The sequence below is a fragment of the Slackia faecicanis genome (genome assembly GCF_003725295.1).
GTDB classification, from domain to species: Bacteria; Actinomycetota; Coriobacteriia; order Coriobacteriales; family Eggerthellaceae; genus Slackia; species Slackia faecicanis.
Window position 1 is genome coordinate 72,062 of record NZ_QICB01000007.1, and the last position, 22,516, is coordinate 94,577.

Below are 22,516 nucleotides of genomic sequence, written 5' to 3' on the forward strand. Positions count from 1 at the left end.
CATGGCGAAAAGCGTCGTGACCAACGAGCCGCGTATCAAGAACCCGTTGATCAAGGCCATTCGCGAACTGCTCGAGCATCGCGCGCTGTGGCTCTATCTTCTGACCGACGAGGCGAAGAAGGCAGGCGCCGACCCAGCCGCGTTCGCTCCCGCGGCGGTGAGGCGTTGCGGCCTATTCCAGGGCGCCGAGCTGGTGGCTAAGGGCGGCGGCACCAAGAGTCTGAAAAGCCTGAAGAAAGGCCTGTTCGGCAAGCCTGCGCAGATGGTGTTCGAGATGGATATCAAAGACGTACAGGACGACCGCTTCGAGCTGGAATTCCATTACTGCCCGCTTGTAAAGGCGTGGCAGAAGCAGGGATGCACCGACGAAGAGATCTCGAACCTGTGCGATTGGGCCATGTGCGGCGACCGCGGCATCGGCGAGGCATACGGCTGCTCGCTCGACCTGCCGAAGACGATCGCCCGCGGCGACGACGTGTGCCATCTGATCTATGATCGCTGATCGCTGATCGCTGATTTGCGCGCCGCGCCGTGCGGCATGAAGGGAAGGGCCCCGGAATCATCCCGAGGCCCTTCGTCGTATCGGGGGTCGTATCGCGCGCGGCATGGCGCTGCGTCGCGAAATTCGTTTGCCGTGCCGTCCGCCATGCTGCGGCGGGGGAGCGTGCCGGCGGGTTCGCCCGCTCCGCTCGCGCACCGCTTCCGTGCGGGTTTTCCGGCTGCGGCTCGGTTCGAAGCGCCGCCTCATGCGAGCGGGGTCGGTGCCGCCGCGCCCCTACAGTCCCAGACGCTCCTCGAGGGCCTGGTTGATGATGCGCAGCGCCTTGATGCGCGCGTAGTATTTATCGCTCGACTCCAGAATGCGCCACGGCGCGTAGGCGGTCGAGGTCAGGCGGAACATGTCGTCGGCCGCGGCGGCGTACTGCGGATGCTTGTCGCGGTTGCGCCAGTCTTCGGACGTGATCTTCCACTGCTTGTCGGGGTTGGTCTCGCGCTCGTTGAAGCGGCGCAGCTGCTCGTCGGAATCGACCGCCACCCAGAATTTCAGCAGAATCGCGCCCCATGCCTGCAGTTCGTGTTCGAACTCGTTGATTTCGTCATAGGCGCGCGCCCATTGCTCGGGGCTTGCGAATCCTTCCACGCGCTCTACCAGCACGCGGCCGTACCAGCTGCGGTCGTAGATTCCCACATGGCCCGCACGCGGCAGGCGCGTCCAGTAGCGCCACAGATGCGGATGCATGAGCTCGGGCTTGGTGGGGGCGGGGCTGGGAAACACCGTGTAGGCGCGCGCGTCGATCGCCTGCGCCACGCGCTTGATGTTGCCGCCCTTGCCGGCCGCGTCGTCGCCTTCGTAGAGCAGCATCAGCGGAATGCGCGCCCGATACATTTTCAGTTCGAGCTCGCCCAGGCGCTTCTGCTCCTTTTTCAGGGCCTGCAGGTACTCTTCGCGCTCCAAGGAAAGCGTGTAGTCGATGTCTTCCAGACGCGGCGGGCGGGCCACCATGGTGAAGCGCGAATGCGCGGGGGCCAGGGCGCTTTGCTCCAGGGCCGCCTGACGGGCGGCGGCAAGCACGGCCTCGGTCTCTTCGGCGCTGCGCTCGCGCGGGTCGCTTGCCGCAAGCAGGCCGGCGCTGTTTTCGGCGGCCTTCGCCGCGGCGGCCTCGGCGGCGGGGTCGGCCTGTTTGGCCAGCGCGCGCTCCAGCTCTTCGACCAGCGTGCGGCACACCGTGAGGTTCGCCGTGCGCTTGTCCTCGCCGTTGACCAGCGTCCACGGCGCGAAATCGAAATCGGTACGACGCAGCAGCTCGTCGTATTTGGCGTAGGTGGCGTCGTAGTCGTCGATATGCTTGAGTTCCTGCTTGCTCACGCGCCAGGCGGTATCGGGGTTTTCGTGCAGGCGGGTCAGGCGTTTTTTCTGCGCTTTCTGGGAAATATGGACGAAGAACTTCACCACCACGTAGCCGTCGGCGGCAAGCTGGCGTTCGAATTCTTCGACGGCCGATTCGTAGGCGCGCATATGGTTTTCTTTATCGGTGTACAGGAGACGCTGCGCTGCGGCGGTGTACCAGCCGCGCTCGTAGACGGTCATATCGCCGCGCGGGCCGAGCGCCTGCCAGAATTCCTGCATGAGCGGCGCGAAGCCTGTGACGCCGGTCTTCATGTCGCGAAAACGTGCGGCCTGCTCTTCGTCGAAGGTGGACAGCACGTGCACGTGCGTCATGCGTGCATCCAGGTTATACACGAGGTCGCCGATGCGGCTGCCCTTGCCGGCGCCGTTCCATCCGTCGAACAGCACCACCAGGCCGACGCCTGCGGCGTGCGCCCGCTGCTGCAGAACCACGAGCCGTGCCATGAGCTCGTCATAGAGGGGCTTGTATGCTTCCTTCGGGGTTTTTTCGGAGAGGTCTATCTGTTCGAGCATGAGGACTCCTTTCGATCGGCAGTACCTATCGGCAGTGTACGCGCGTTTCGGCCGTCATGCGCGCAAGGCGCGTAAAAAACGCTGTGCTGCCCGTCGCCGAAGCGCCTGCGCCGCCGTTTCGCCGCGCATCGCTCCTGCTCGGGGCGTAGCGGACGTCTTACGTCAAATAGATGTCAAACGATTCTTACGCCATGCGTCTCTCATCAGGCATCACGCTATAATTGAAAGTCTAGAAGGGGAAGAATCCTCTCCGCAAGCCATGCGTCGAGGAGGGCATCATGGCAGATAACGAAATCGTCAAAACCGACAAAGCGCCGTACGAAGGCCGGGTCGGATCCGAAGTCAAAGACACGAAGGCCGTCAAGGCCAAGGGGCGTCCGAAGACGAAATCCTACATGCAGAACCGCGAGCTTTCCTGGCTCTCGTTCAACGAGCGCGTGCTCGACCAATCGATCGACCCCAACGTTCCTTTGCTGGAGCGCATGAAGTTCATCGCCATTTGGCGCTCCAACCTGCAGGAGTTCTTCATGGTGCGCGTGGGAAGCCTGCTCGATCTTGAGCTGGCCAAAGAAACGGTGTACGACAGCAAGACGGGCATGACGCCCGCCGAGCAGCTCGAGGCCGTGTACGCCCACGTGCGCGAGCTCACGCCGCAGGTGTCCGAAGACTTCCGCACGGTGCGCCACCAGCTCGAGGCGCAGGGCATCCATCAGCTCTATCCCGACGAGCTGACGCCGAAGCAGCACGACCAGCTCATGCAGTACCTCAAGGCCAACGTGATGCCGCTCGTATCGCCGCAGATCGTCAACGCCACGCACCCGTTCCCGCACTTGGAAAACGGGGCGCTCTACATTGCCGTGCGCTTGGACGACCTGCCCGAAGAGCCGGCAAAGATGTCGAAAGACCGCCGCAAGGCATACCGCGCCAAGGCCGCCGAAGACGTGGTGATGGGCATCATTCCCATGCCGCTGAACTGCCCGCGCACCATCAAGCTCGATAGCGAAGGCGATGGCTATTCCTTCATCCTGCTCGAGCATGCGCTCGAAATGGTGGCCGACAAGATCTTCAGCATGTATCCGGTCAAGCATGCCAACGTCATCCAAGTCACGCGCAACGCCGACTTGGACACTTATGAGGAATCCGACGAATACGACGAGGATTTTCGCAGCCATATGAAGCGCATCCTGAAGAAGCGCAGCCGTTTGGCTCCTGTGCGTCTGGAAAGCGAGCGCCCGCTGTCCACGGTGACCGAGCGCTTCCTGGCCAAGCGCCTGGGGCTCAAGCGCAACCAGATCTACACGGTGGGTCTGCCGCTCGACATGGGCTACGCCTTCGCGCTTCCCGGCATGGTGGGCAAAGAGCTCGCGGGCCCGTTCGTCGACGAGCCGGCAAGCCCGCAGTGGCCCGCCGAGCTGGTGCGCGGCCGCAGCATCATCGACCAGGTGCTCAAGAAAGACGTCATGCTGTCGTATCCGTACGAGACCATGGACGCCTTCGTCCACCTGCTGCAGGAGGCGGCGGTCGACCCCGACGTGCTGTCGATCAAAATCACGCTGTATCGCCTGGCCAGCCAGTCGCGTCTGGCCGAGGCCCTGATCACCGCGGCCGAAAACGGCAAAGAGGTCACGGCGCTGTTCGAGCTGCGCGCGCGTTTCGACGAAAGCAACAACATCGAATGGTCGCAGCGCTTCGAGCAGGCGGGCTGCAACATCATCTACGGCTTCCGCGATTACAAGGTGCACAGCAAGATCTGCGCGATCACGCGCCGCTCCGACAAGGGCCTGCAGTTCATCACGCAGCTTGGCACCGGCAATTACAACGAGAAGACGGCCAAGCTCTACACCGACCTTTCCATGATCACCGCCGATCCGGAAATCGGCCAGGATGCGGCCATGTTCTTCCGCAGCATGCAGCTTGAAAGCGCGACCGATACCTATCAGACGCTGCTGGTGGCGCCTCTGATGATCAAGCAGGGCCTGTGCGTCATGGTGGATCGCGAAATCGAGAAGGCCAAGGCCGGCCTGCCCGCGGAAATCATGATGAAGACCAACTCCGTCACCGACAAAGACGTGATCGAGAAGCTGGCCGAGGCAAGCCGCGCCGGCGTGAAGATCACCATGCTGGTGCGCGGCATTTCGTGCCTGGTGCCTGGCGTTCCCGGCGAGACCGACAACATCCGCGTGGTCAGTGTGGTGGGCCGTCTGCTCGAGCATTCGCGTATCTATATGTTCGGTGCGGGCGACGACAAGAAGATCTATCTGTCCAGCGCCGACCTGATGACGCGCAATTTGGACAAGCGCGTCGAAATAGCCTGGCCGGTGAACGACCCCGACCTGCGCGCCAAGGTGCTCGGCTATTTCGAAACCATGCTCTCCGACACGGCCAAACTGCGTGAGCTCAAGCCCGACGGAACCTATACCGAGCTGGGCCGCTTCGTGCCGAAAGACGCTGCGGGCAAGCCGTTGGCCAGGCCTTTCGACGCCCAGGACTACCTGATCAAGGAGGCCTACGTGGCTGCCGAGAACGCTCCGCGCGCCGCAGGCCCCAACTTGGTCATGCATGGCAGCCTTTCCACGCAGATCGAGGCGCTGGTCGAAGAGGCGCAAGACGATCTGGTGTATGAGGCCAAGCCCGAGCGCAAGGGGCACGCCATCGATCTGGAGATGGACGCCGAGCCTGTGCGCTACGAGGGCAAGGCCGCGGCGGGCGAGGGCGCTTCTGCCGAGGATGCGGGCGCCGAGGCTGCTGGGCCGGTCGAAAAGATCCCTGGTGCGGCCGATGCCGAAGAGGGCGGAGCCGCTGACGCGCCCGCCGAGGAAGCCGCCCGCGAGGAGCGCGTCCCGGCCCATGCCGCGCCGTGCGACGCCGAGCCCGTGGTGCGCGCGTCCGCCTTGGCGGGCGAGTCGGCAGGCGCCCATGCGAAAAAGGACGATTCCGAGCCGCAGGCCGTCCGAGCCGAGGCTTGCGCCGACGGCCTCGATGACCAGGCGGCGTCGGAACTGGCCATCGACCAGGCAGAAGCCGCGGCCGAGCCTGCCGTCGCATTGGCCGATTCCCGGGAGTCCGAGGTCCCGGCCGTTTCGCCTGAGGCCGAGCCGGCTGCGACGGACGAGTCCGATTCCGCGGCATCCGCGAAGGCCGACGAGGCCGAGCCTGCGGAAAAGCCTGCAGAGCCGGCTGCGTCCGAAGCCGCGCCCGTGCAAGAGGCGGCGCAGCCTTCCGCCGCGCAGGCGTACGCGACGGTGCCGATGCCTGCCGCGAACCCGTCCTCTGCCGAGCCGCGCGCTTCCGAACCGCTTAACGCGTCGGTCGCCGCTTCGCAAAGCGAATACGCGGCTGCCCGCAGGGAGCCCCTCGGCGCTCCCGCCGACGACCTGCCCGACCACAAGGCGCCGGGCCGCCCGATCGAAATGCCGAAGAAAAAGGGCTTCTTCGCTCGCCTGTTCGGTCGCTAGGGCGCGCGTCTCTTCGCTGCAAGGCTGATGTCCAGGCCCGTGACCTCCCAGGTCGCGGGCCTGTTTTCATATGGGGCGCCCGCCGCGCTGCGAAGGTGTCGGTTCGGCAACCGCCGCTCGTGAAGATTGCGTGAAGCCGTGGCGTGCGGTACCATCCTCAACGAAAAGGAAAAGCCAGCGCCTCAAGGAGGAAGACATGGAGCTTTTTGGAATGCAAGTGCCCATGGCGGCCATTTGGATCGTCGCCGCCATCGTGGTGGTTATCGTGGTCGGCTTCATAGTGAAGGGCTTCATCGAAGAGATGAAGAAATAGCGCCGCGCCATTCGCACGTGACGGAAAGGCCTGCCGGGTTCTCAAGCCCGGCAGGCCTTTTGCGTTCTTGGGACGAATTCGCGCACGCCGCGCGTTCTTTTCTTTATGATGGGCTGCATGGAGAAACGAAACGACATATCGAAAAACCCCGAACGCGACGCCCGCGGGCAAGGCGCGCCTTCGCGCCCCCAGGGCGCGGCGCCGATGCGGCGAAGCGATCTTTCGGGGCTCATTCCCCGCATCGACGCGGCGCGGCCCGCTTCGGCCGCAGGCCCCGATGCAGGCGGGCCGACGGGCTTCGCGCCCGCTTCGCCGAATCGTTCGGGCGCGTCTTCGCGCGGGGGAGCGCAGTCTTTCCTGACCGAGGAAGCCCAGGCGTATGCGCGCGCCTGCTACGGCGCGGCCGCCCACGATGCCGAGGAGCGCAAGCGCCGCAAGCGGAAGAACCGCATCTGGACGGCGGTGCTCGTCGTTGCCATCCTGGTGTTCATGGCAAGCGTGGCCGTGCTGGGCGTGATCGGCTACGGCTACTGGAGCGGCACCAAGACCTATGACGACGTGGCCGCCCAGGCCGCCATCCAGAAAGAGGCCGACGCCCTTTCGTCGATGACGGTCGATTGGGACGCCCTGCTCAGCCGCAACCCCGACACGGTGGGCTGGATCTACATGCCGGGCACGAGCATCGATTACCCGATCGTCCAAGGCGAAACCGACGAGGAATACCTGAAGAAGGATTTCGCGGGCGAAACGGGCGGCTTGGTGCACAAGGGGTCGATCTTCCTTTCGTCGGACAATGCGCCCGCGATGACCGACCAGAACAACGTGATCTACGGCCACAACATGAACGACGACACCATGTTTGCGCATATCCTGGCCATGACCGAGCAGCCCGCGTTCGACGCGGCGCGCACGTTCTACGTATTCACGCCCGACCGCAATTATCGCTGCATGACTTATGCGGCCGACATCGTGGACGCGTCGCAGACGTCGATCCTGCAGTTCGATTTCCCCGACCGTAGCAGCCAAGACGTCTACATGGCCGCCAACGTCGAAGGCTCGACGGTTGCGGCCCCGACCGATGTCGACCTGAGCGCGGCCATGAAGCTGTTCACGCTGATCACGTGCGGCGACGATTACGCGGCTACGCGCGCGGTGCTTTTCGGCGCCGTGGTGGAGGCGGCCGAGCCTGCGAATGCGGCGTCGTAGCATCCGTATTCGCCCGAACAGGTTGTTTTTCGTATCGAGGCGCATGCTGCATGTGGCGGTATGCGCCTCGACATGTCATTATGGAACGAAGCGAGCAAACGCGGCATGGTCCGCGTGCACCGGTATGAAGGGAGACTCATGACTCAGGTAACCTACGCCGACGCCGGCGTCGATATCGAAGAGGGCGCGGCAGCGGTCGACGCCATCAAGGACGCGGTGCATTCGACGTATCGCCCCGAGGTGATCGGCGATATCGGCGGCTTCGGCGGACTGTTCTCCGCTGCCGCCATGAAGGACATGGAAGACCCCATCCTGATTTCCGGCACGGACGGCGTGGGCACCAAGCTCAAGGTGGCCCAGCTGATCGGCAAGCATGACACGGTGGGCATCGACCTGGTGGCCATGTGCGTCAACGACATTCTCGCCTGCGGCGCCGAGCCCCTGTTCTTCCTCGACTACATCGCCATCGGCAAGCTGCGCAAAGAGCATGTCGCGGGCGTCGTGGGCGGCATCGCCGACGGCTGCCGACGGGCGGGCTGCGCTCTGGTCGGCGGCGAGATGGCCGAGCACCCGGGCGTCATGGACCCCGACGATTACGACCTGTCCGGCTTCTGCGTGGGCGTGGTCGACCGTCCTAAGATGATCGGCCCCGACAACGTGGAATGCGGCGACGTCGTGGTGGGTCTGCGTTCGAGCGGCTTCCATTCCAACGGCTATTCGCTGGTCCGCAAGGTCATGGTGGAAGGCAAGACCGCCGAAGACCTGGCCAAGACCGACGAGCGCCTGGGCGGCAAGACCATCGGCGAGGCGCTGATCGAGCCCACGCGCATCTACGTGAAGCCTGTCCTGTCCTGCCTGCGCGAGCTTCCGGGCGCCGTGCATGCGCTGGCCCACATCACGGGCGGCGGCATGACCGAGAACCTCAACCGCGCGCTGCCGAAGAATCTCGACGCGCTGGTCGACCCCGCGAAGTGGGAAGTTCCCGGCATCACCCAGATGGCCGTCGAGGCCGCGGGCCTGTCCGAGGAAGAGGCGCTCAAGACCTTCAACATGGGCATCGGCATGGCGCTGATCGTGGACGCCTCCCAGGTCGAAGCCGTGATGGAGAACCTGAAGGCCGCGGGCGAAGACCCCTGCGTGATCGGCTCGATCATCGAAGGCACGGGCTGCGTCCAGTATCCTGCTTAACGGTGTCGCCGTCGGGTTCGCCCGACGTACGGGAAGCGAAGCGTCGCGCAAGCGGCCTTCGCTTCCTTCGTTTTTCGCACGAATCGATAGAAAGGAGCGCCATGGCGCTGAAAATCGGTGTTCTCATCTCCGGCTCGGGTTCGAACCTGCAGGCCATCATCGACGAAATCGAGGCAGGCCGCCTGGATGCCGAGGTGTGCGTGGTCATTTCGAGCCGCCCCGACGCCTACGGCCTGGTCCGCGCGCAGCAGGCGGGCATCAAGACCGTCGCGCTTTGCAAAGACGTCTACGCCGATTACGAGTCGGCCAACGCCTCCATCGCCGCCGAGCTTAAAGCCGCAGGCTGCGAATACGTGGTCATGGCGGGCTACATGCGCATGGTGACCGATCCCATCTTGGACGCGTTCCCCGACCGCGTGCTGAACCTTCATCCGGCGCTGTTGCCGTCGTTCAAGGGCGCGCATGCCATCCGCGACGCCTACGAGGCGGGCGTGAAGGTGACGGGCGCCACCGTTCATTTCGCCAACGCCGAATACGACAAGGGCCCCATCGTGGCCCAGCGTGCCGTTGAAATCGCCGAGGACGATACGCTCGATTCGTTGGAGGAGAAGATCCACGCGGTCGAGCACGTGCTCTATCCCGAGGCGTTGCAGATGATCGCCGAGGGCCGCGTGACGGTCGGCGACGACCGCAAGGTGCACATCGCGCCGCGCGGCTAGGGCATTGTTTCGGCTCGTCGGTGAGCAGCGTGGGAGTTTTCATTTGTCGCATGCCGAGAATGCTGATATATTCTGAACTCAGGATAAACGGACCCTCGTTTTTCGGGGGTCCGTCGTGCGAAGGGGGCTTGTCGCGCGTGCGGTGCAGACATGCTTTCGCAGCGGGTGTATCACATGAAAGGAACCAGACATGCGTAAAGAAACGCTTCTTGCCATCGCGGCCGACCTGCGCGCGGGACGCGCCGTCGAGCTGTCCGCCGACGATTTCCCGTGCTTTTCCGCCGAGGCCGCCGAGGCCGACAAGCGTACGTCCCCCGAAGCGCTCGCGCGCATTTCCGCCGCGCTGACCGCCGAGGACGCCTGCGTGTTCGAGCGTGCTGCCCGCGCCATCGACGAGCACGACCTTGCCTGGATCGGCTTCAAGGTGGTCGAAGACGCCGACGCCGCGGTTGCCAACGTCGATAACGAAGTCACGAAGAAGTACGGCGACGTGGGCAGCGCCGACGGCCGCGACCTGGTGTTCTTCTGCAACGATGCCAAAGAAGCCGTGGCCGCCCGCGAATATTCCGCCCGCGACTTCTTCCAGATGAAAGACGTCACGCGCGGCCCGTCCATGCACAACGACCAGTTCGACGGCCTTACCTGGACGTCGGTGGCGCTGTTCGACCCGGTGAAGGTGTGGCTGCTCGGCGCGTCCGACGTGGCGGTTGAAACGGCTGTCCTGGCCCGTCACGTGGGCTTCGTCGTGGAAGTGGTCGACGACGACGCGTCCTTCCTCAACGAGGAGCGTTTCCCCGACGCGAAGCGTACCCTGATCGGCTCGTTCGACGAGCTGGCCGGCATGAAGGCCGATCCCGAAGACTACGTGTGCGTGGTCACGCGCGGCCATATGCACGACCCCGAGGGCTGCGTGTGGGCAAGCAAGCAGGGCGTCCATTACGTGGGCATGATGGGCTGCAAGGGCAAGAACAGCCGCGTGCACGACCTGTGCCTGGACGCCGGCATGACCGAAGAGCAGTGGGAGGCCGTCAAGCGCCCGATCGGTTTGAAGTTCGGCGCCAAGACGCCCGCCGAGCTGGCCATTTCCATCGTGGCCGAGCTGGTGGACGTGCGCTACAAGCAGCGCTACAGCCAGGAGGCGCGCGACAAGCACGACAACGGCCTGTGGTAAGGCACCGCTTCCGAAGCGCTTTTTCTCGATGACCGGCGAAACGCCGCGGAACCGATAGGGCCGCGGCGTTTTTGCGTTCGCCTGCGTTGCCGGTCAGGGCGCGGAGCAACCGTTTTCCACACCCGGTAGGCGGTCGGTGCTGCCGCGCACACGACATGATGGATGGATTCGTGGCGATTCGCCGAACGATGCCGCTTGCCGCGGGCATCGCGAGCGGGTGGCGTTACTATAGGGCCATTCGATAATGGCTGGCCTAGCAGGAAGGAAAAAGCAGGATGAGCAATCCTCAGGTCAAACGAGCGCTCATGTCGGTCACCGATAAGACCGGCATCGTGGAATTCGCCCGCGCGCTTCATGAAGAGTTCGGCGTGGAAATCGTTTCCACGGGCGGTACCGCCAAGGTCATCGAGGCCGCAGGCGTGCCCGTGCGTCCGATCGACGACTTGACCGGGTTCCCCGAGATGATGGACGGTCGCGTGAAGACGCTGCATCCCAAGGTGCACGGCGGCCTTCTTGCCAAGCGCGACAACGCCGAGCATATGCGCCAGGCCGAAGAGCACGGCATCGGCATGATCGACATGGTGGTCGTCAACCTCTACGCCTTCGAGAAGACCGTCGAGTCCGGCGCCGATTTCGGCACCTGCATCGAGAACATCGACATCGGCGGCCCCTCCATGCTGCGTTCCGCCGCTAAGAACTTCGAAAGCGTCGCCGTGGTCACCGAGCCCGAGCGCTACGACGCCATTCTCGAGGAAATGCGTGCCAACGACGGCGCCACCACCCGCGAGACCCGCGTCGAGCTGGCTCTGAAGGTGTTCCAGACCACTAACGCCTATGACGGCGCCATCGCCCGTTGGCTGGGCGGTCAGCTGGACCAGCAGGCCGAGCTGCATCCCGCGCAGCGCGACCTTCACCTGGTGAAGCAGCAGGACCTGCGCTACGGCGAGAACCCGCACCAGGCTGCCATGTACTACCGCATGCCCGAGTTCGCCACCGCGCACTCCCTGGTTAATGCCGAGCAGCTCAACGGCAAAGAGCTCTCTTACAACAACATCCTCGACACCGACGCTTGCTGGGCCATCGCCCGCGAGTTCAGCGACCCGGCGGTCGTCATTCTGAAGCACCAGAACCCCTGCGGTTCCGCTACCGCCGCCACGGTGGAAGAGGCTTACGACAAGGCCTTCGCCTGCGACCCGAAGAGCGCGTTCGGCGGCATCATCGCGGCCAACGTCGAGGTGTCGCTTGCCATGGTCGAGCACATCAACGAGAACAAGCAGTTCGTCGAGGTGCTGATCGCTCCCTCCTATGAGCCGGCCGCCCTCGAGCTGCTGCAGCAGAAGAAGAACCTGCGCGTTCTGCGCACCGGCGGCGTCGACGCCCCGGCTGCGATCGAGTTCCGCTCGGTCGACGGCGGCATGCTCGCCCAGGTGTTCGACCGCGTGAACGAGAAGCCCGAAGACTTCACCGTTCCCACCAAGCGCAAGCCCACCGAGGCCGAGATGGACGAGCTCATGTTCGCCTGGAAGGTGTGCAAGGGCGTCAAGTCCAACGCCATCCTGGTTTCCAAGAACCGTGCGGGCATCGGCATGGGCCCCGGCCAGCCGAACCGCGTCGATTCCGCGAAGCTGGCCTGCGAGCGCGCCCATGAGGCCTGCGAGCGCATGGGCATGTCGGCCGACGGCCTGATGGCCGCCTCCGACGCCTTCTTCCCGTTCCGCGACGGCGTCGACCAGCTGGCGGGCTACGGCGTGACCGCCATCATCCAGCCCGGCGGCTCCGTGCGTGACGAGGAAGTCATCCAGGCGTGCGACGAGCACGGTATCGCCATGGTGTTCACCGGCCATCGCCACTTCCGTCACTAATATACGGATCGGCCGAATCCGATTCCATCGCGCTTTCCAGAAGGCGGCCTGCGGGCCGCCTTCTTGCGTATGCGGCGAAGCGGCGTGCGGTTTCAGTCGCGCATGCTACAATGCGGCGCATGGCTACGAATAACGAAAACCGTTCCGAAAACCGCGCCGCCGCTTCGCCTTCGAAGCGCTCTTTGCGCGTGCCCGCATGGGCGGTCGTGCTGGCGGCCGCCGCCGTGCTGATCGCGTTCGGCGTCATGCAGGGCGATGCGCTCGACGTGTGGCGCAAGGCGTCGCTCATCTGCTACGAGTGCATCGGCATAGGGTAGGGTCATGAAGAATTTCATCGCGCGCACGAAGCGCCGCTTTATCCAGCTGCTCACGGCGCTTCTGTACAACCTGGACTTCCAGGGCATCGCCACGATGACGGTGAATCGCGCGCCGTCCAAGGCGGCCTGCATTCCCGGCCTGCATTGCTATTCGTGCCCGGGCGCCGTGGGGGCGTGTCCGATCGGCGCGCTGCAGCAGGCGCTCGGCGCATCGACGCTCAAGTTGCCGTTTTACATGGCGGGCTGCCTGCTTGCGTTCGGCGCGCTGTTCGGCCGCACGATATGCGGCTGGGCATGCCCGTTCGGCTTCATCCAGGACATGCTCGACAAGCTGGGCCGCTTGCTGCATGTTCCGCAGGTGCGCAAGGGCGCGTGGAGCCGCCGCCTGGGCCTGCTGAAATACGTCATGCTGGCGCTCGTCATCGTAGGGCCCGTGGTCATGCTGGCGATCGACGGCATCGGCTCGCCGCTGTTTTGCAGCTATGTGTGCCCTGCGGGAACGCTTGCCGGCGTGGTGCTCGTGTCCGCGACGCCCGAGCTGCAATCGGTGGTCGGCATGCTGTTCGGGTGGAAGACCTTCGTGCTGGCGGCGATCGTGTTCGGCGCCATGGCGGTGTACCGCCCGTTTTGCCGGTTCCTGTGCCCGCTGGGCGCGCTGTACGGATTCTTCAACCGATTCTGCGCGCTTCGCTACGTGGTGGACCAAAACGCCTGCACCGGCTGCAACGCCTGCGTGCAGATGTGTCGCATGGACGTGAAGCACGTGGGCGACCGCGAGTGCATCGAATGCGGCGAATGCAAGAAAGCATGCGCCCACGGCGCCATCTGGTTCAGCGTGGAGCTGCCCGGCTCGAAGCGCCTCGGCGCGTCCGATGCGCCTGCGCCCGTGAAAAACGCTTCGTCCGATCGGGACGAACGGCCTTAGGACAGTGCCGCGCCGGCGCCTGATGGCTGCCATGAAGCGGTCGCTATACAAAAGGATGATGGAGGTTCCTATGATGAAATCCCGCATTGTCGAAACGGCCGCTTCGAGCGGCGAATCCCGCAGCCGCATGCGCCGCACGGCGGGACTGGCCGCGAGCGCATTCGCGGCATGCGCCCTTGCGAGCGTTCCTTTGATGGGCTGCCAGTCCGAAGAGCCCGCTGCGCCTGAAGTGCAGCAAGATGGTCAGACGGCCATCGATTCCACGAAGATGCGCGGCGCGGCGGAAGGCCATCCTGCCCCTGACGCCGTGCTCGAGCTGCTCGACGGTTCGACGAAAAGCATCGCCGATTATCAGGGCGGCGTCACCGTTTTGAGCTTCTGGGCCACGTGGTGCCCGTATTGCATCAAAGAGATGCCCGACCTGCAGAAGGTCAAGGAGAACTATCCCGAAACCAACGTGGTGCTGGTGAACTGCGGTGAGGAAGAGGGGCTCGTGTCCGATTTCGTCGCACAGCACGATTACGGCTTCGATTGGGCGCTCGACCTCGATTTCGACGCGCAGCGCGCCTATCCCACGAGCGGCATTCCCTACACCGTGGTGATCGATGCCGAAGGCGTGGTGACCAAGATCTTCGCAGGCTCCGGCCCCGACATGTATTCCAAGTTCGAGCAGGCCGTCAAAGAGGCCGCCGCATAGCGCAGCGCCCCTGCGTTTTCGCGCGTTCGCGCCCGTGAAAGCAGAGGCGTCGAAAGCCCCGTTTCTCGAAAGCGAGAAGCGGGGCTTTTTCATGGGAAGCATCCAGGATGCGTGCGTTTTGCCGCTCGCGGCGCTCGGGTGCCACTCGCCGGGGTTCCGGCCCGTCGCGCTATAATCGCCGTCCGTATACCGAAAAACGAGACGCCGAGCTCGAACCGTGCCGAAGGACGGCCGTTCGCCGGTGTCGGAAGGAGGGGATGGGCATGCTCGTGCTTGCCGTGATAGCGGCCCTGATCGTTGTTCTGGCAATCGTGTTGACGGTGAATGCGGTGCGGTTGAAGCCTACGCCGGTGACCGATCCGCTGCCGGAAAGCGACATCATGGGATCCGACGAGGCCGTTGAGCGCTTCCGCGAAATCCTGCGCAGCAAGACGATCTGGGCCGCGGCCGATCCCCATGCCGACCACTCGGCGTTCGACGAGTTCGTGCCGAAGCTGCGCGGCCTGTATCCGCGCGTCTTCGAGGCCTGCGAGCTCGAGATGATCGACACCTACGGCATCTCGCTTTTGTGGAAGGGCGAAAACCGCGAGCTTGCGCCGATCGTGTTCATGGCCCATCACGATGTTGTGGAGGCCGATCCCGCCGGCTGGACGCACGACCCGTTCGCTGCCGATATCGAGGACGGCAAAATCTACGCTCGCGGCGCGGTGGATACCAAGTGCATCTGGGCGGCGCTCGTGGAAGCCGCCGACACGCTGATCGGCGAAGGTTACATGCCGCCGCGCGACGTGTACTTCTTCTCGTCGAACACCGAAGAAGACGGCGGAGACACCGCTCCGCATATGGTGGAGCATCTCAAGGAAATCGGCCGTGTTCCTTACATGGTGCTCGACGAAGGCGGCGCGGTCATCGACAACCCGCCGCTGGGCGTGCAGGGCGAATTCGCCGCGATCGGCGTGGCCGAGAAGGGCATCTTCGACGCCTATATCGAAACGTCGGCATCGGGCGGCCACGCCTCCACGCCTTCGCTGGGCGATGCTACGGCGAAGCTGGTCTCCGGCCTCGACGACCTGCAGAAAAACCCGCCGCGCGCCGCGCTGTCCGCGCCCGTGGCCGCGATGCTCAAAGAGCTTGCCGCCCGCGGCGGCTTCGGCCTGCGCCTGGTGTTCGGCAACCTGTGGCTGTTCCGCCCGCTCGTGGTGAAGATCATGAAGGGCGGCTCCGAAACGGCCGCCATGGTGCGCACCACCTACGCGCTCACGCAGCTCGAGGGCTCGCGCGCCCATAACGTCATTCCCAAGAAGGCCAAGGGCACGGTGAACGTGCGCATCGACCCGAGCGAATCGGTGGCCGTCGCGCTCGACCGCATCAAGGAGCGCTTCGACGACCAGACCACCTATGAGCTGGACGAGGTGTGCGAGCCTTCGCCCGTTTCGCCTTTCGAGGGCGATCCCGCCTTCGACTACCTGCGCCGCGTCGTGCATAGCGTCTATCCCGAAGCGGGCATCGCCCCCTACGTGCAGACCAGCTGCAGCGACGCCCGCCACTTCGCGCGCGTCTGCCCGCGCACGTACCGCTTCGCAGGCATCCTGTTCCGCGGCGACCAGCGCATGCGCATCCACGGCCAGGACGAGAACCTCGACGTCGATGCCTACAAGCGCGGCGTGGGTTTCTACATCGAATTCATCCGCCATCTGGACATGCTGGGAAAGTGAGGCCCCATGGCTGACAATCGCAACGAAACGCCCGCGCAGACGGGTGCGGCGAAGCCCGAGGGAAAGAAGGGCTTCTTCTTCGGCTGGTGGGTGGTCATCGGCGGCCTGCTGACCATGGCTACCTGCTACACGGCCTTCGTGAACTGCATCCCGCTGTTCCAGACCCACATCGTGCGCGACCTGGGCATCACCGTGGGGCAGTTCAACACCGGCGTGTCGCTGTGCACGGTGGTAGCGGTGTTCGCCTCGTTGGTGATCGGCCGCTTGACTGACCGCTACCCGGCGCGCGCCCTGGGCGCTTTCACCATCGTGACGAGTGCGGTGGCCCTCGTGGGCTTGTCCATGATCCAGGAAGTGTGGCAGCTCTACGTGCTGTGCATCATCGCCGGCATGGTGGTGGTCGCGGGCACGCGCCTGCTCGTGTCGGTGATCATTTCGAACTGGTTCACGCTCAAGCGCGGCTTGGCGGTGTCGATCGCCCTTTCGGGCTCGGGCGTGGGCGGCGTGATCTTGTCGCCCGTCACGAGCGCGGTGATCGCGTCGTACGGATGGCGCACGGCGTTCGTGGTGCTCGCGGTCATCTGCCTGGTGGCGGCTCTGCCCGTCACGCTGGTCGCCTTCGCCACGCGCCCGAGCGACAAGGGCCTGGCGCCCTACGGCGCGGGTTCGACCGAAAAGGCCAAGGCCGACCGTTCGCCCGACGCGCCCGTCACCGTGTCGGTGGGCTGGGCCGTGCTGCGCAAGAACGCGGGCTTTTGGGCCCTCGTGTTCGGCTTCGTCATGATGGGTATCGCCAACGGCGCGTTCATCACCAACGCGGTGGCCAACATGACGTCGGTCACGGTGGACGGCGTCGAGGTGGTCACGGGCGGCCATTCCGTCATGTGGGCGGGCGCCGTGTGGTCGTTCTATCTGGGCCTGGTGATCGTGGCGAAGGTGTCGCTCGGCGCGATCTACGACCGCTTCGGCCTGAAGGTGGGCACCGCTCTCGGCACGATCGCCTCTACCGCGGCGGCCGTGGCGCTGTGCTTCGCCGCCACCGATTGGGGCCCCATCGTGGCCTGCGTGTTCTTCTCGTTCGCCACGTGCATGGGAACGGTGGCGCCGCCCGTCGTGGTGGCCAAGCAGTACGGCAAGAAGGATTTCGGCACGGTGACCGGCATCGTGACGGCCTTCGAGCTGTTCGGCGCGGCCATCGGCTCGGTGGCTTCGGGCCTGCTGTTCGACGCGTACCTGTCGTTCGTGCCGGTGTGGGTCATGATGGGCGTGGCGTCGGTGCTCATGGGCGTGGCTCTTCTGGCGTCCATTCCCGCGGCCCGCAAGCTGGTGGAACGCCGCCGCGCCGAGGGCGCGCCCGAGCTCGACGCGGAAGGCTTCGAGGTGACGGCCGCGTAAAGGCTTTCGGCGCGTTCGCGTCCTTGCTCATGACGCGCGTGAACCCGCGGCGCGGCGCCGGGCGATGGCTTCATCGTCGCCTTCGCCCGGCTTCGGCATCATCGCGGCCTGTATGGTGCTTGCGGCCATGCAGGCCGCCGACCCGGGTCTTCCCGCCTCGGCGCTTTTCGCCGCCGCCCGACCGTGCGTATAGACGAAGAGGGCGTCTGCCGTTTTGATGCGGCAGACGCCCTCTTTCGCATTCGGCGCTTTTCGGCGGCCGGCGTTATTTGCGGCCCGTATGGACGGCCACGATGCCGCCCGCGTAATTCTTCCAGGTCACGTCCTTGAAGCCCGCCTCGCGCAGCATGGCGGCGTAGGTTTCCTGGTCGGGGAAGGCGCGGATCGAATCGGCCAGGTACACGAAGCCTTTCGTCTGGCCCGTGAACACCTTGCCCCAGAAGGGGATCATGAGCTTGAGGTAGATGTGGTACAGGCCGCGCCACAACGCGTTGGGCGGCGTGGAGAATTCGAGGCAGGCGAAGGTGCCGCCCGGCTTCAGCACGCGGTAGGTTTCGGCGAGCGCCTGTTCGCGGTCGGGGATGTTGCGGATGCCGTAGGCCATGGTGACCGCGTCGTAGGAATCGTCCGCATAAGGAATGTCCTGCGCGTCCACAACGTCGAAATCGGTGGGAACGCCGCAGGTCGCTCCCTGGCGGGCACGGTCGCGCGCCACGTCGAGCATTTCGGGCACGAAGTCGGTCAGCTGGATGTGCGCGGGCGGGTTGGTCTTAGCGGCCGTGTAGCTGACGTCGCCCGTGCCGCCCGCAAGGTCGAGCAGGTCCGATTCGGGCGTGAGGTTCGCCGCGGCCACGGTGGCGCGCAGCCATCGCTTGTACAGGCCGAAGCTCGAGGCGGCGTTGAAGCGGTCGTATTTCTTGGCGATGGCTCCGAAGATCTGCTGCACGCGCTGTTCGGACACTGCGGCATCGGCCTCGCCGCCGGTGGCCGTGTCGATCACGGTGTGGCCGGCGTGGATGTCTTGCGTATCGCTCGCTTTTTCGGCCGATGCCCGTGCCGAGGCGCGCAGATAGTCGCCGGAGGTCTTGGGTTCGATGTCGGTCGAAGAAGCGCTTTGAGTCATAGTGATGCCTTTGCAAACGGTAGACGGTTTTCGAATCTGTGTTTTCGGCGGCAAACGCGCGCCGCCGCCCTTTTTTGTGCGACTTGCCAGTATAGCCCAAAGCCGATGCGCTATTATGTCCGCATGCTTTTGTGTGCAGAACATATCATCCCCGTCACGCAACCGCCGATCGACGATGGCGCGGTCTTGGTGCGCGATGGGCGCATCGTTGAAATAGGCGGTGCCCAACGTATGAAAGCGCGCTACCCCGAAGAGGAGGTGCGCGATTTCGGCCGTGCCGCCATCATGCCGGGTTTCGTTGATTGCCATACGCATCTCGAATACACGGTGCTGCGCGGCGTCGTCCACGACGTTCCCTACGCGGAATGGCTCGCTCACGAGCATGCCAAGGCCGACATGATGACGCGCGACGATCGCTATGATTCCGCGCTTCTCGGCGGCATGGAAATGCTTTCGGGCGGCGTCACCACGGTGGCGGACTTCACCAACACGGGCGCATCGCGCGAAGCCACGCGCGATCTGGGCCTGCGCTCGGTGATTTATCGCAGCGTCGGCGTTCCCGAGAAGGCGAAGGTCGATGCCGCGATCGAAGCGGCCGTGAAAGACGTACAGGAGTGGACGGCCGATTCCGATCCGGCCATCACGCGCATCGGCATCGCGCCGAAGGCGCTGCACGCCTGCCATCCCACCATTTTCGCGCGCGTGAACGAAGTGGCCGACAAGCTGGGAATTCCCGTGGCCATGCATATGGCCGGCAGCTATGAGGAATACCAGTACATCAAAAACGGCTCCACGCCGCTTTCGGTGCGCGGCATCGATGCGGGCAACGACAGCCTGACCGACCGCCCCATGTGGCTTCCCACGGGCGTGACGCCGGTCAACTACGCGCTGAACTGGGGCGCCTTCCACAGCCAGAACGTGCTGGCCGTGCACTGCGTCCATGTTGACGAGGCCGATATCGCCAAGCTGAAAGAATACGACGCGGCGATCGCCGTGTGCACCCGCTGCAACGCGCAGCTGGGCATGGGCTTGGCACCGCTGCAGAAGTTCCTGCAGGCTGGCATCCGCGTGGGCCTCGGCACCGACTCGCCGGCGGCCACCGACACCTCCGACATGTTCACGGAGATGCGCCTGGCCACGCTGATCCACCGCTCGGTGGACCGCTCCGACTTCCTCACCGCGCAGACCATGCTCGAGCTTGCCACTATCGGCGGCGCCCGCGCCCTGCGCATCGATGACGAAGTGGGCAGCCTCGAGCCCGGCAAGCGCGCCGACGTGATCGCGGTCGACCTTTCCGGCTCGCGTCAGACGCCCCTGGTCGATCCCGTCACGGCGGTCGTCACCGGCGCCGCCGCGGCCGATGTGGTCTTCACCATGGTCGAAGGCGTCGTCCGCTACGAGCGCGGCGGCCACTGGAACACCAATGTCGATCCTGCCGAGGTGGCGCACCGCGGCATTCATATTCGTGGAAAGCTGAGAGATTAGCATGGCGCAGAAAATGACGGCGAAACAGCGCGCGGCCCAGATTGAAGCGGCGCGCAGGCGCGAAGAGGCCGAGAAGAAACGTCGCGAGAACGCGGCGCGCACCAGGAAGATCTTCACCGTGGTGGTGTGCGTGATCTTGGTGCTGGCCCTCGGCATTCCCACGGTGGCCATCATGGCCATGGGCGGCGCCGCCTAACGCCTGTTTAGAGCATTTCTGAAAAACCCCGCAAGCCCGACGGCGCGGGGTTTTTTCGCGTATGATGGCGAAGTTTGCAAAGATATTCGCAGGAGGAACCATGGGATTCCGTTCTTCTTTTGCCGCATTCCTCGGCAAGAGCGCCCGCTGGGCGGGCGAGACGTTCATGCATCGTTCGGCCGGCAATCTGCCGGGCGTCATCGCCATGAAAGCGGCCCCCGCCGTGCTGGCTGATCTGTCGGGCGCGGCCGATAACATCGCGGTGATCACGGGCACGAACGGCAAAACCACCACCACCAACCTGGCGGCCGATTGCCTGGCGTCTTCGGGCCGACCGCTATATTGCAACCGCGACGGCAACAACCTGGAATCGGGCGTGGTCACGGCGTATTTGGTCAAGCCCGAACGCGCGGCCGAAGGCGCTTCCTCCGATGCGCCCGTGTCGTGCTTCGAGTGCGACGAGATGTATACCCGCTACGTGGTGCCGCGCGTCAAGCCGCGCTTTTTCCTGCTGCTTAACCTGTTCCGCGACCAGCTCGACCGCGTGGGCGAAATCGAACACGTGCAGGGCGCGATCGCCGCGGCGCTCGAGGGTTCGCCCGACACGGTGTTTCTCTACAACGGCGACGACCCGCTGTGCGCCGCCATCGCCGCCCGCGTGCCCAACCGCTCTTTGGCCTTCGGCATCGCGTGCGACATGGGCCTGGATGCCGACCGCATCAGCGACAGCCGCTTTTGCCAGCAGTGCGGCGCCGCGCTGGAATACGATTACGTGCATTACGGCCAGCTGGGCGCCTATCGCTGCCCGTCGTGCGGCTGGGGCCGTCCCGAGCTTTCGTTCGCGGCCGAAAACGTGCGCATGCTGGACGGCTCGCTGGCCTTCGACATCGACGGCCATACGGTGCAGACCGGCCAGACGGGCGTGTACATGGTGTACAACACGCTGGCCGTCTACGCGCTGAGCAAGGCGTCCGAAATCGTGTCGTTCGAAGGCTTCCAGCAGGCGGTGGAGGCATACCGTCCCACGAACGGCCGCTTGCAGACGTTTCGTCTGGGCGGGCGCAGCGTGATGACCAACCTGGCCAAAAACCCCACGGGCTTCAACCAGAACATCCGCATCGTGCTCAACGAGGGCGGCCGCGTGCTGGCGCTTTTCGTCAACGACGAAGAGGCCGACGGCTGCGACGTGTCGTGGTTCTGGGATATCGATTTCGAGCGCTGGTCGCAGATCGAAGGCCTCAAGGCCTTCGTCGGCGGATCGCGCGCCAACGACATGCAGGTGCGCCTGAAGTACGCGGGCATTCCTTCGACGATCGTCGAAAACGCCGCCGACGTGCTTGCCGCCACCGACGAATCCGACGGCAAAGTGTACGTGATCGCCAACTATACCGCGCTGCCGCCGCTGCGCCGCGAGCTCGAAGCGCTCGAAAAAGCGTCCGCCGACGGCTGCGCGCGCAAGGAAGGGGAGTAGCCATGAAGCCTCTCAACATCGTGCATCTGTTCCCCGAGCTTTTGAACCTCTACGGCGACGGCGGCAACGTGATCGCCTTGCGCCGCCGCTGCGAGTGGCGCGACATTCCCGTGCAGGTGACCGAAGTGGGCATGGGCGACGCCATGGATTTCTCGCACGCCGACATCGTGTTCATCGGCGGCGGCGCCGACCGCGAGCAGATGATCGCCAAAGACGCAATCGCCGCGCGTAAGGCCGAGCTGCGTTCGTATGTGGCCGATAACGGCGTGCTGCTCGCCGTGTGCGGCGGCTACCAGTTCCTGGGCCACCGCTACACCATGGGCGACGAATCCGTGGGGGGCCTGGGCATCGTGGATATGGAAACGGTGCGCGGCGAAGGCCGCCTGATCGGCAACGCGGTGATCGAAAGCGATATCGCCTCCATGCCAGTCGTCGGGTTTGAAAACCACGGCGGCCGCACCACGCTGGGCGCGGGCGTGAAGCCGCTCGGCCGCGTGCTGGGCGCCACGCACGGCAACAACGGCGAAGACGGCTTCGAAGGCGTGCATCAGGGCAACCTGATCGGCACGTATCTGCACGGCCCGCTTCTGCCGAAAAACCCCCAGGTGGCGGACTATCTTCTGGCGCGTGCGCTCGAACGTCGGGGCGAATCCTGCGAACTGGCGCCTCTCGACGACGCGGTGGAGGCCGAAGCGAACCGCGTGATGGCGCGCAGATTGGGCGTTTCGTAGACGCCGCCGCGCGAACCTTTGCGCGAGGCCGCCGGCCGCCGCTCGCGCATATCCCGACCAGCCAGGCCGGCTCCGCTGCGAGCCGGCCTTCGTCGTTTTCCGGTGCCTTCGCGGGCGCCGCTTCA

At 64.8% G+C, this 22,516-nt stretch carries 19 protein-coding genes; 17 read left to right on the top strand and 2 right to left on the bottom strand.

Annotation, left to right across the window (positions count from 1 at the left end):
* The first annotated feature begins 1 nt into the window (after nucleotide 1).
* Nucleotides 2–502, top strand: coding sequence for an L-2-amino-thiazoline-4-carboxylic acid hydrolase (locus tag DMP07_RS07925; protein ID WP_123198609.1), 501 nt, complete (start codon nucleotides 2–4; stop codon nucleotides 500–502).
* A 273-nt stretch (nucleotides 503–775) separates the two neighbouring features.
* On the opposite strand, the gene DMP07_RS07930 is transcribed toward DMP07_RS07925, so the two are convergent.
* A complete protein-coding gene (locus DMP07_RS07930) occupies nucleotides 776–2,422 on the bottom strand; it encodes a polyphosphate--AMP phosphotransferase (protein ID WP_123198610.1) in 1,647 nt (548 codons plus the stop codon).
* 278 nt (nucleotides 2,423–2,700) lie between these two features.
* On the opposite strand from DMP07_RS07930, the gene ppk1 reads away from it, so the two are divergent.
* The 12 genes from ppk1 (at nucleotide 2,701) to DMP07_RS09065 (ending at nucleotide 17,578) form a co-directional block, all read left to right on the top strand.
* Nucleotides 2,701–5,877: a polyphosphate kinase 1 gene (ppk1, locus tag DMP07_RS07935; RefSeq protein WP_123198611.1), complete on the top strand. Its 3,177-nt coding sequence runs from the start codon at nucleotides 2,701–2,703 to the stop codon at nucleotides 5,875–5,877.
* Nucleotides 5,878–6,307: 430 nt separating this feature from the next.
* Entirely contained in the window at nucleotides 6,308–7,396 is a 1,089-nt protein-coding gene (locus tag DMP07_RS07940; protein WP_161957059.1) for a class B sortase, read from the top strand.
* 138 nt (nucleotides 7,397–7,534) lie between these two features.
* Nucleotides 7,535–8,584, top strand: coding sequence for a phosphoribosylformylglycinamidine cyclo-ligase (purM, locus tag DMP07_RS07945; protein WP_123198613.1), 1,050 nt, complete (start codon nucleotides 7,535–7,537; stop codon nucleotides 8,582–8,584).
* A 101-nt stretch (nucleotides 8,585–8,685) separates the two neighbouring features.
* Nucleotides 8,686–9,303, top strand: coding sequence for a phosphoribosylglycinamide formyltransferase (gene purN, locus DMP07_RS07950; protein ID WP_123198614.1), 618 nt, complete (start codon nucleotides 8,686–8,688; stop codon nucleotides 9,301–9,303).
* 190 nt (nucleotides 9,304–9,493) lie between these two features.
* The gene (locus DMP07_RS07955; RefSeq protein WP_123198615.1) at nucleotides 9,494–10,474 is read left to right on the top strand and encodes an XdhC family protein; all 981 of its coding nucleotides are present in this window, start codon (nucleotides 9,494–9,496) and stop codon (nucleotides 10,472–10,474) included.
* Nucleotides 10,475–10,749: 275 nt separating this feature from the next.
* The gene (gene purH, locus DMP07_RS07960) at nucleotides 10,750–12,336 is read left to right on the top strand and encodes a bifunctional phosphoribosylaminoimidazolecarboxamide formyltransferase/IMP cyclohydrolase (RefSeq protein ID WP_123198616.1); all 1,587 of its coding nucleotides are present in this window, start codon (nucleotides 10,750–10,752) and stop codon (nucleotides 12,334–12,336) included.
* A gap of 119 nt (nucleotides 12,337–12,455) precedes the next feature.
* Nucleotides 12,456–12,653, top strand: a complete 198-nt coding sequence (locus DMP07_RS08810; protein ID WP_123198617.1) for a CD1871A family CXXC motif-containing protein — start codon at nucleotides 12,456–12,458, stop codon at nucleotides 12,651–12,653.
* Between the two features lie 4 nt (nucleotides 12,654–12,657).
* On the top strand, nucleotides 12,658–13,578 hold the full coding sequence (locus DMP07_RS07970) for a 4Fe-4S binding protein (RefSeq protein WP_123198618.1): 921 nt from the start codon (nucleotides 12,658–12,660) through the stop codon (nucleotides 13,576–13,578).
* Between the two features lie 70 nt (nucleotides 13,579–13,648).
* Nucleotides 13,649–14,275 (top strand): TlpA family protein disulfide reductase, encoded by a 627-nt coding sequence (locus DMP07_RS07975; protein WP_161957060.1) that lies wholly within the window; start codon nucleotides 13,649–13,651, stop codon nucleotides 14,273–14,275.
* 263 nt (nucleotides 14,276–14,538) lie between these two features.
* Nucleotides 14,539–15,990, top strand: coding sequence for a M20/M25/M40 family metallo-hydrolase (locus DMP07_RS07980; protein ID WP_123198638.1), 1,452 nt, complete (start codon nucleotides 14,539–14,541; stop codon nucleotides 15,988–15,990).
* Between the two features lie 6 nt (nucleotides 15,991–15,996).
* A complete protein-coding gene (locus tag DMP07_RS07985; RefSeq protein WP_123198620.1) occupies nucleotides 15,997–17,385 on the top strand; it encodes an MFS transporter in 1,389 nt (462 codons plus the stop codon).
* 64 nt (nucleotides 17,386–17,449) lie between these two features.
* On the top strand, nucleotides 17,450–17,578 hold the full coding sequence (locus tag DMP07_RS09065; RefSeq protein ID WP_280176196.1) for a hypothetical protein: 129 nt from the start codon (nucleotides 17,450–17,452) through the stop codon (nucleotides 17,576–17,578).
* A gap of 72 nt (nucleotides 17,579–17,650) precedes the next feature.
* Here DMP07_RS09065 and DMP07_RS07990 read toward each other — a convergent pair whose 3' ends face one another.
* Entirely contained in the window at nucleotides 17,651–18,508 is an 858-nt protein-coding gene (locus DMP07_RS07990; protein ID WP_123198621.1) for a class I SAM-dependent methyltransferase, read from the bottom strand.
* A gap of 105 nt (nucleotides 18,509–18,613) precedes the next feature.
* Here DMP07_RS07990 and DMP07_RS07995 point away from each other — a divergent pair, with 105 nt between their 5' ends.
* The 4 genes from DMP07_RS07995 to DMP07_RS08010 all read left to right on the top strand — a co-directional run bounded on the left by DMP07_RS07995 (nucleotide 18,614) and on the right by DMP07_RS08010 (nucleotide 22,391).
* Entirely contained in the window at nucleotides 18,614–19,993 is a 1,380-nt protein-coding gene (locus DMP07_RS07995; RefSeq protein WP_244594949.1) for an amidohydrolase family protein, read from the top strand.
* Nucleotide 19,994: 1 nt separating this feature from the next.
* Nucleotides 19,995–20,189 carry a CASC3 protein CASC3 gene (locus DMP07_RS08000; protein WP_211324548.1) on the top strand — a complete coding sequence of 65 codons (195 nt, stop codon included), beginning with the start codon at nucleotides 19,995–19,997 and terminating at the stop codon, nucleotides 20,187–20,189.
* A 100-nt stretch (nucleotides 20,190–20,289) separates the two neighbouring features.
* A complete protein-coding gene (locus tag DMP07_RS08005; protein ID WP_123198623.1) occupies nucleotides 20,290–21,660 on the top strand; it encodes a Mur ligase family protein in 1,371 nt (456 codons plus the stop codon).
* Nucleotides 21,661–21,662: 2 nt separating this feature from the next.
* Entirely contained in the window at nucleotides 21,663–22,391 is a 729-nt protein-coding gene (locus tag DMP07_RS08010; RefSeq protein WP_123198624.1) for a type 1 glutamine amidotransferase, read from the top strand.
* The last annotated feature ends 125 nt before the right edge of the window (nucleotides 22,392–22,516 follow it).

Bases quoted from the DNA above. Each gene is read 5' to 3' on its own strand.
- DMP07_RS07925 (WP_123198609.1), top strand. From the start codon at position 2: ATGGCGAAAAGCGTCGTGACCAACGAGCCGCGTATCAAGAACCCGTTG.
- DMP07_RS07930 (WP_123198610.1), bottom strand. From the start codon at position 2,422: ATGCTCGAACAGATAGACCTCTCCGAAAAAACCCCGAAGGAAGCATAC.
- ppk1 (WP_123198611.1), top strand. From the start codon at position 2,701: ATGGCAGATAACGAAATCGTCAAAACCGACAAAGCGCCGTACGAAGGC.
- DMP07_RS07940 (WP_161957059.1), top strand. From the start codon at position 6,308: ATGGAGAAACGAAACGACATATCGAAAAACCCCGAACGCGACGCCCGC.
- purM (WP_123198613.1), top strand. From the start codon at position 7,535: ATGACTCAGGTAACCTACGCCGACGCCGGCGTCGATATCGAAGAGGGC.
- purN (WP_123198614.1), top strand. From the start codon at position 8,686: ATGGCGCTGAAAATCGGTGTTCTCATCTCCGGCTCGGGTTCGAACCTG.
- DMP07_RS07955 (WP_123198615.1), top strand. From the start codon at position 9,494: ATGCGTAAAGAAACGCTTCTTGCCATCGCGGCCGACCTGCGCGCGGGA.
- purH (WP_123198616.1), top strand. From the start codon at position 10,750: ATGAGCAATCCTCAGGTCAAACGAGCGCTCATGTCGGTCACCGATAAG.
- DMP07_RS08810 (WP_123198617.1), top strand. From the start codon at position 12,456: ATGGCTACGAATAACGAAAACCGTTCCGAAAACCGCGCCGCCGCTTCG.
- DMP07_RS07970 (WP_123198618.1), top strand. From the start codon at position 12,658: ATGAAGAATTTCATCGCGCGCACGAAGCGCCGCTTTATCCAGCTGCTC.
- DMP07_RS07975 (WP_161957060.1), top strand. From the start codon at position 13,649: ATGATGAAATCCCGCATTGTCGAAACGGCCGCTTCGAGCGGCGAATCC.
- DMP07_RS07980 (WP_123198638.1), top strand. From the start codon at position 14,539: ATGCTCGTGCTTGCCGTGATAGCGGCCCTGATCGTTGTTCTGGCAATC.
- DMP07_RS07985 (WP_123198620.1), top strand. From the start codon at position 15,997: ATGGCTGACAATCGCAACGAAACGCCCGCGCAGACGGGTGCGGCGAAG.
- DMP07_RS09065 (WP_280176196.1), top strand. From the start codon at position 17,450: ATGGCTTCATCGTCGCCTTCGCCCGGCTTCGGCATCATCGCGGCCTGT.
- DMP07_RS07990 (WP_123198621.1), bottom strand. From the start codon at position 18,508: ATGACTCAAAGCGCTTCTTCGACCGACATCGAACCCAAGACCTCCGGC.
- DMP07_RS07995 (WP_244594949.1), top strand. From the start codon at position 18,614: ATGCGCTATTATGTCCGCATGCTTTTGTGTGCAGAACATATCATCCCC.
- DMP07_RS08000 (WP_211324548.1), top strand. From the start codon at position 19,995: ATGGCGCAGAAAATGACGGCGAAACAGCGCGCGGCCCAGATTGAAGCG.
- DMP07_RS08005 (WP_123198623.1), top strand. From the start codon at position 20,290: ATGGGATTCCGTTCTTCTTTTGCCGCATTCCTCGGCAAGAGCGCCCGC.
- DMP07_RS08010 (WP_123198624.1), top strand. From the start codon at position 21,663: ATGAAGCCTCTCAACATCGTGCATCTGTTCCCCGAGCTTTTGAACCTC.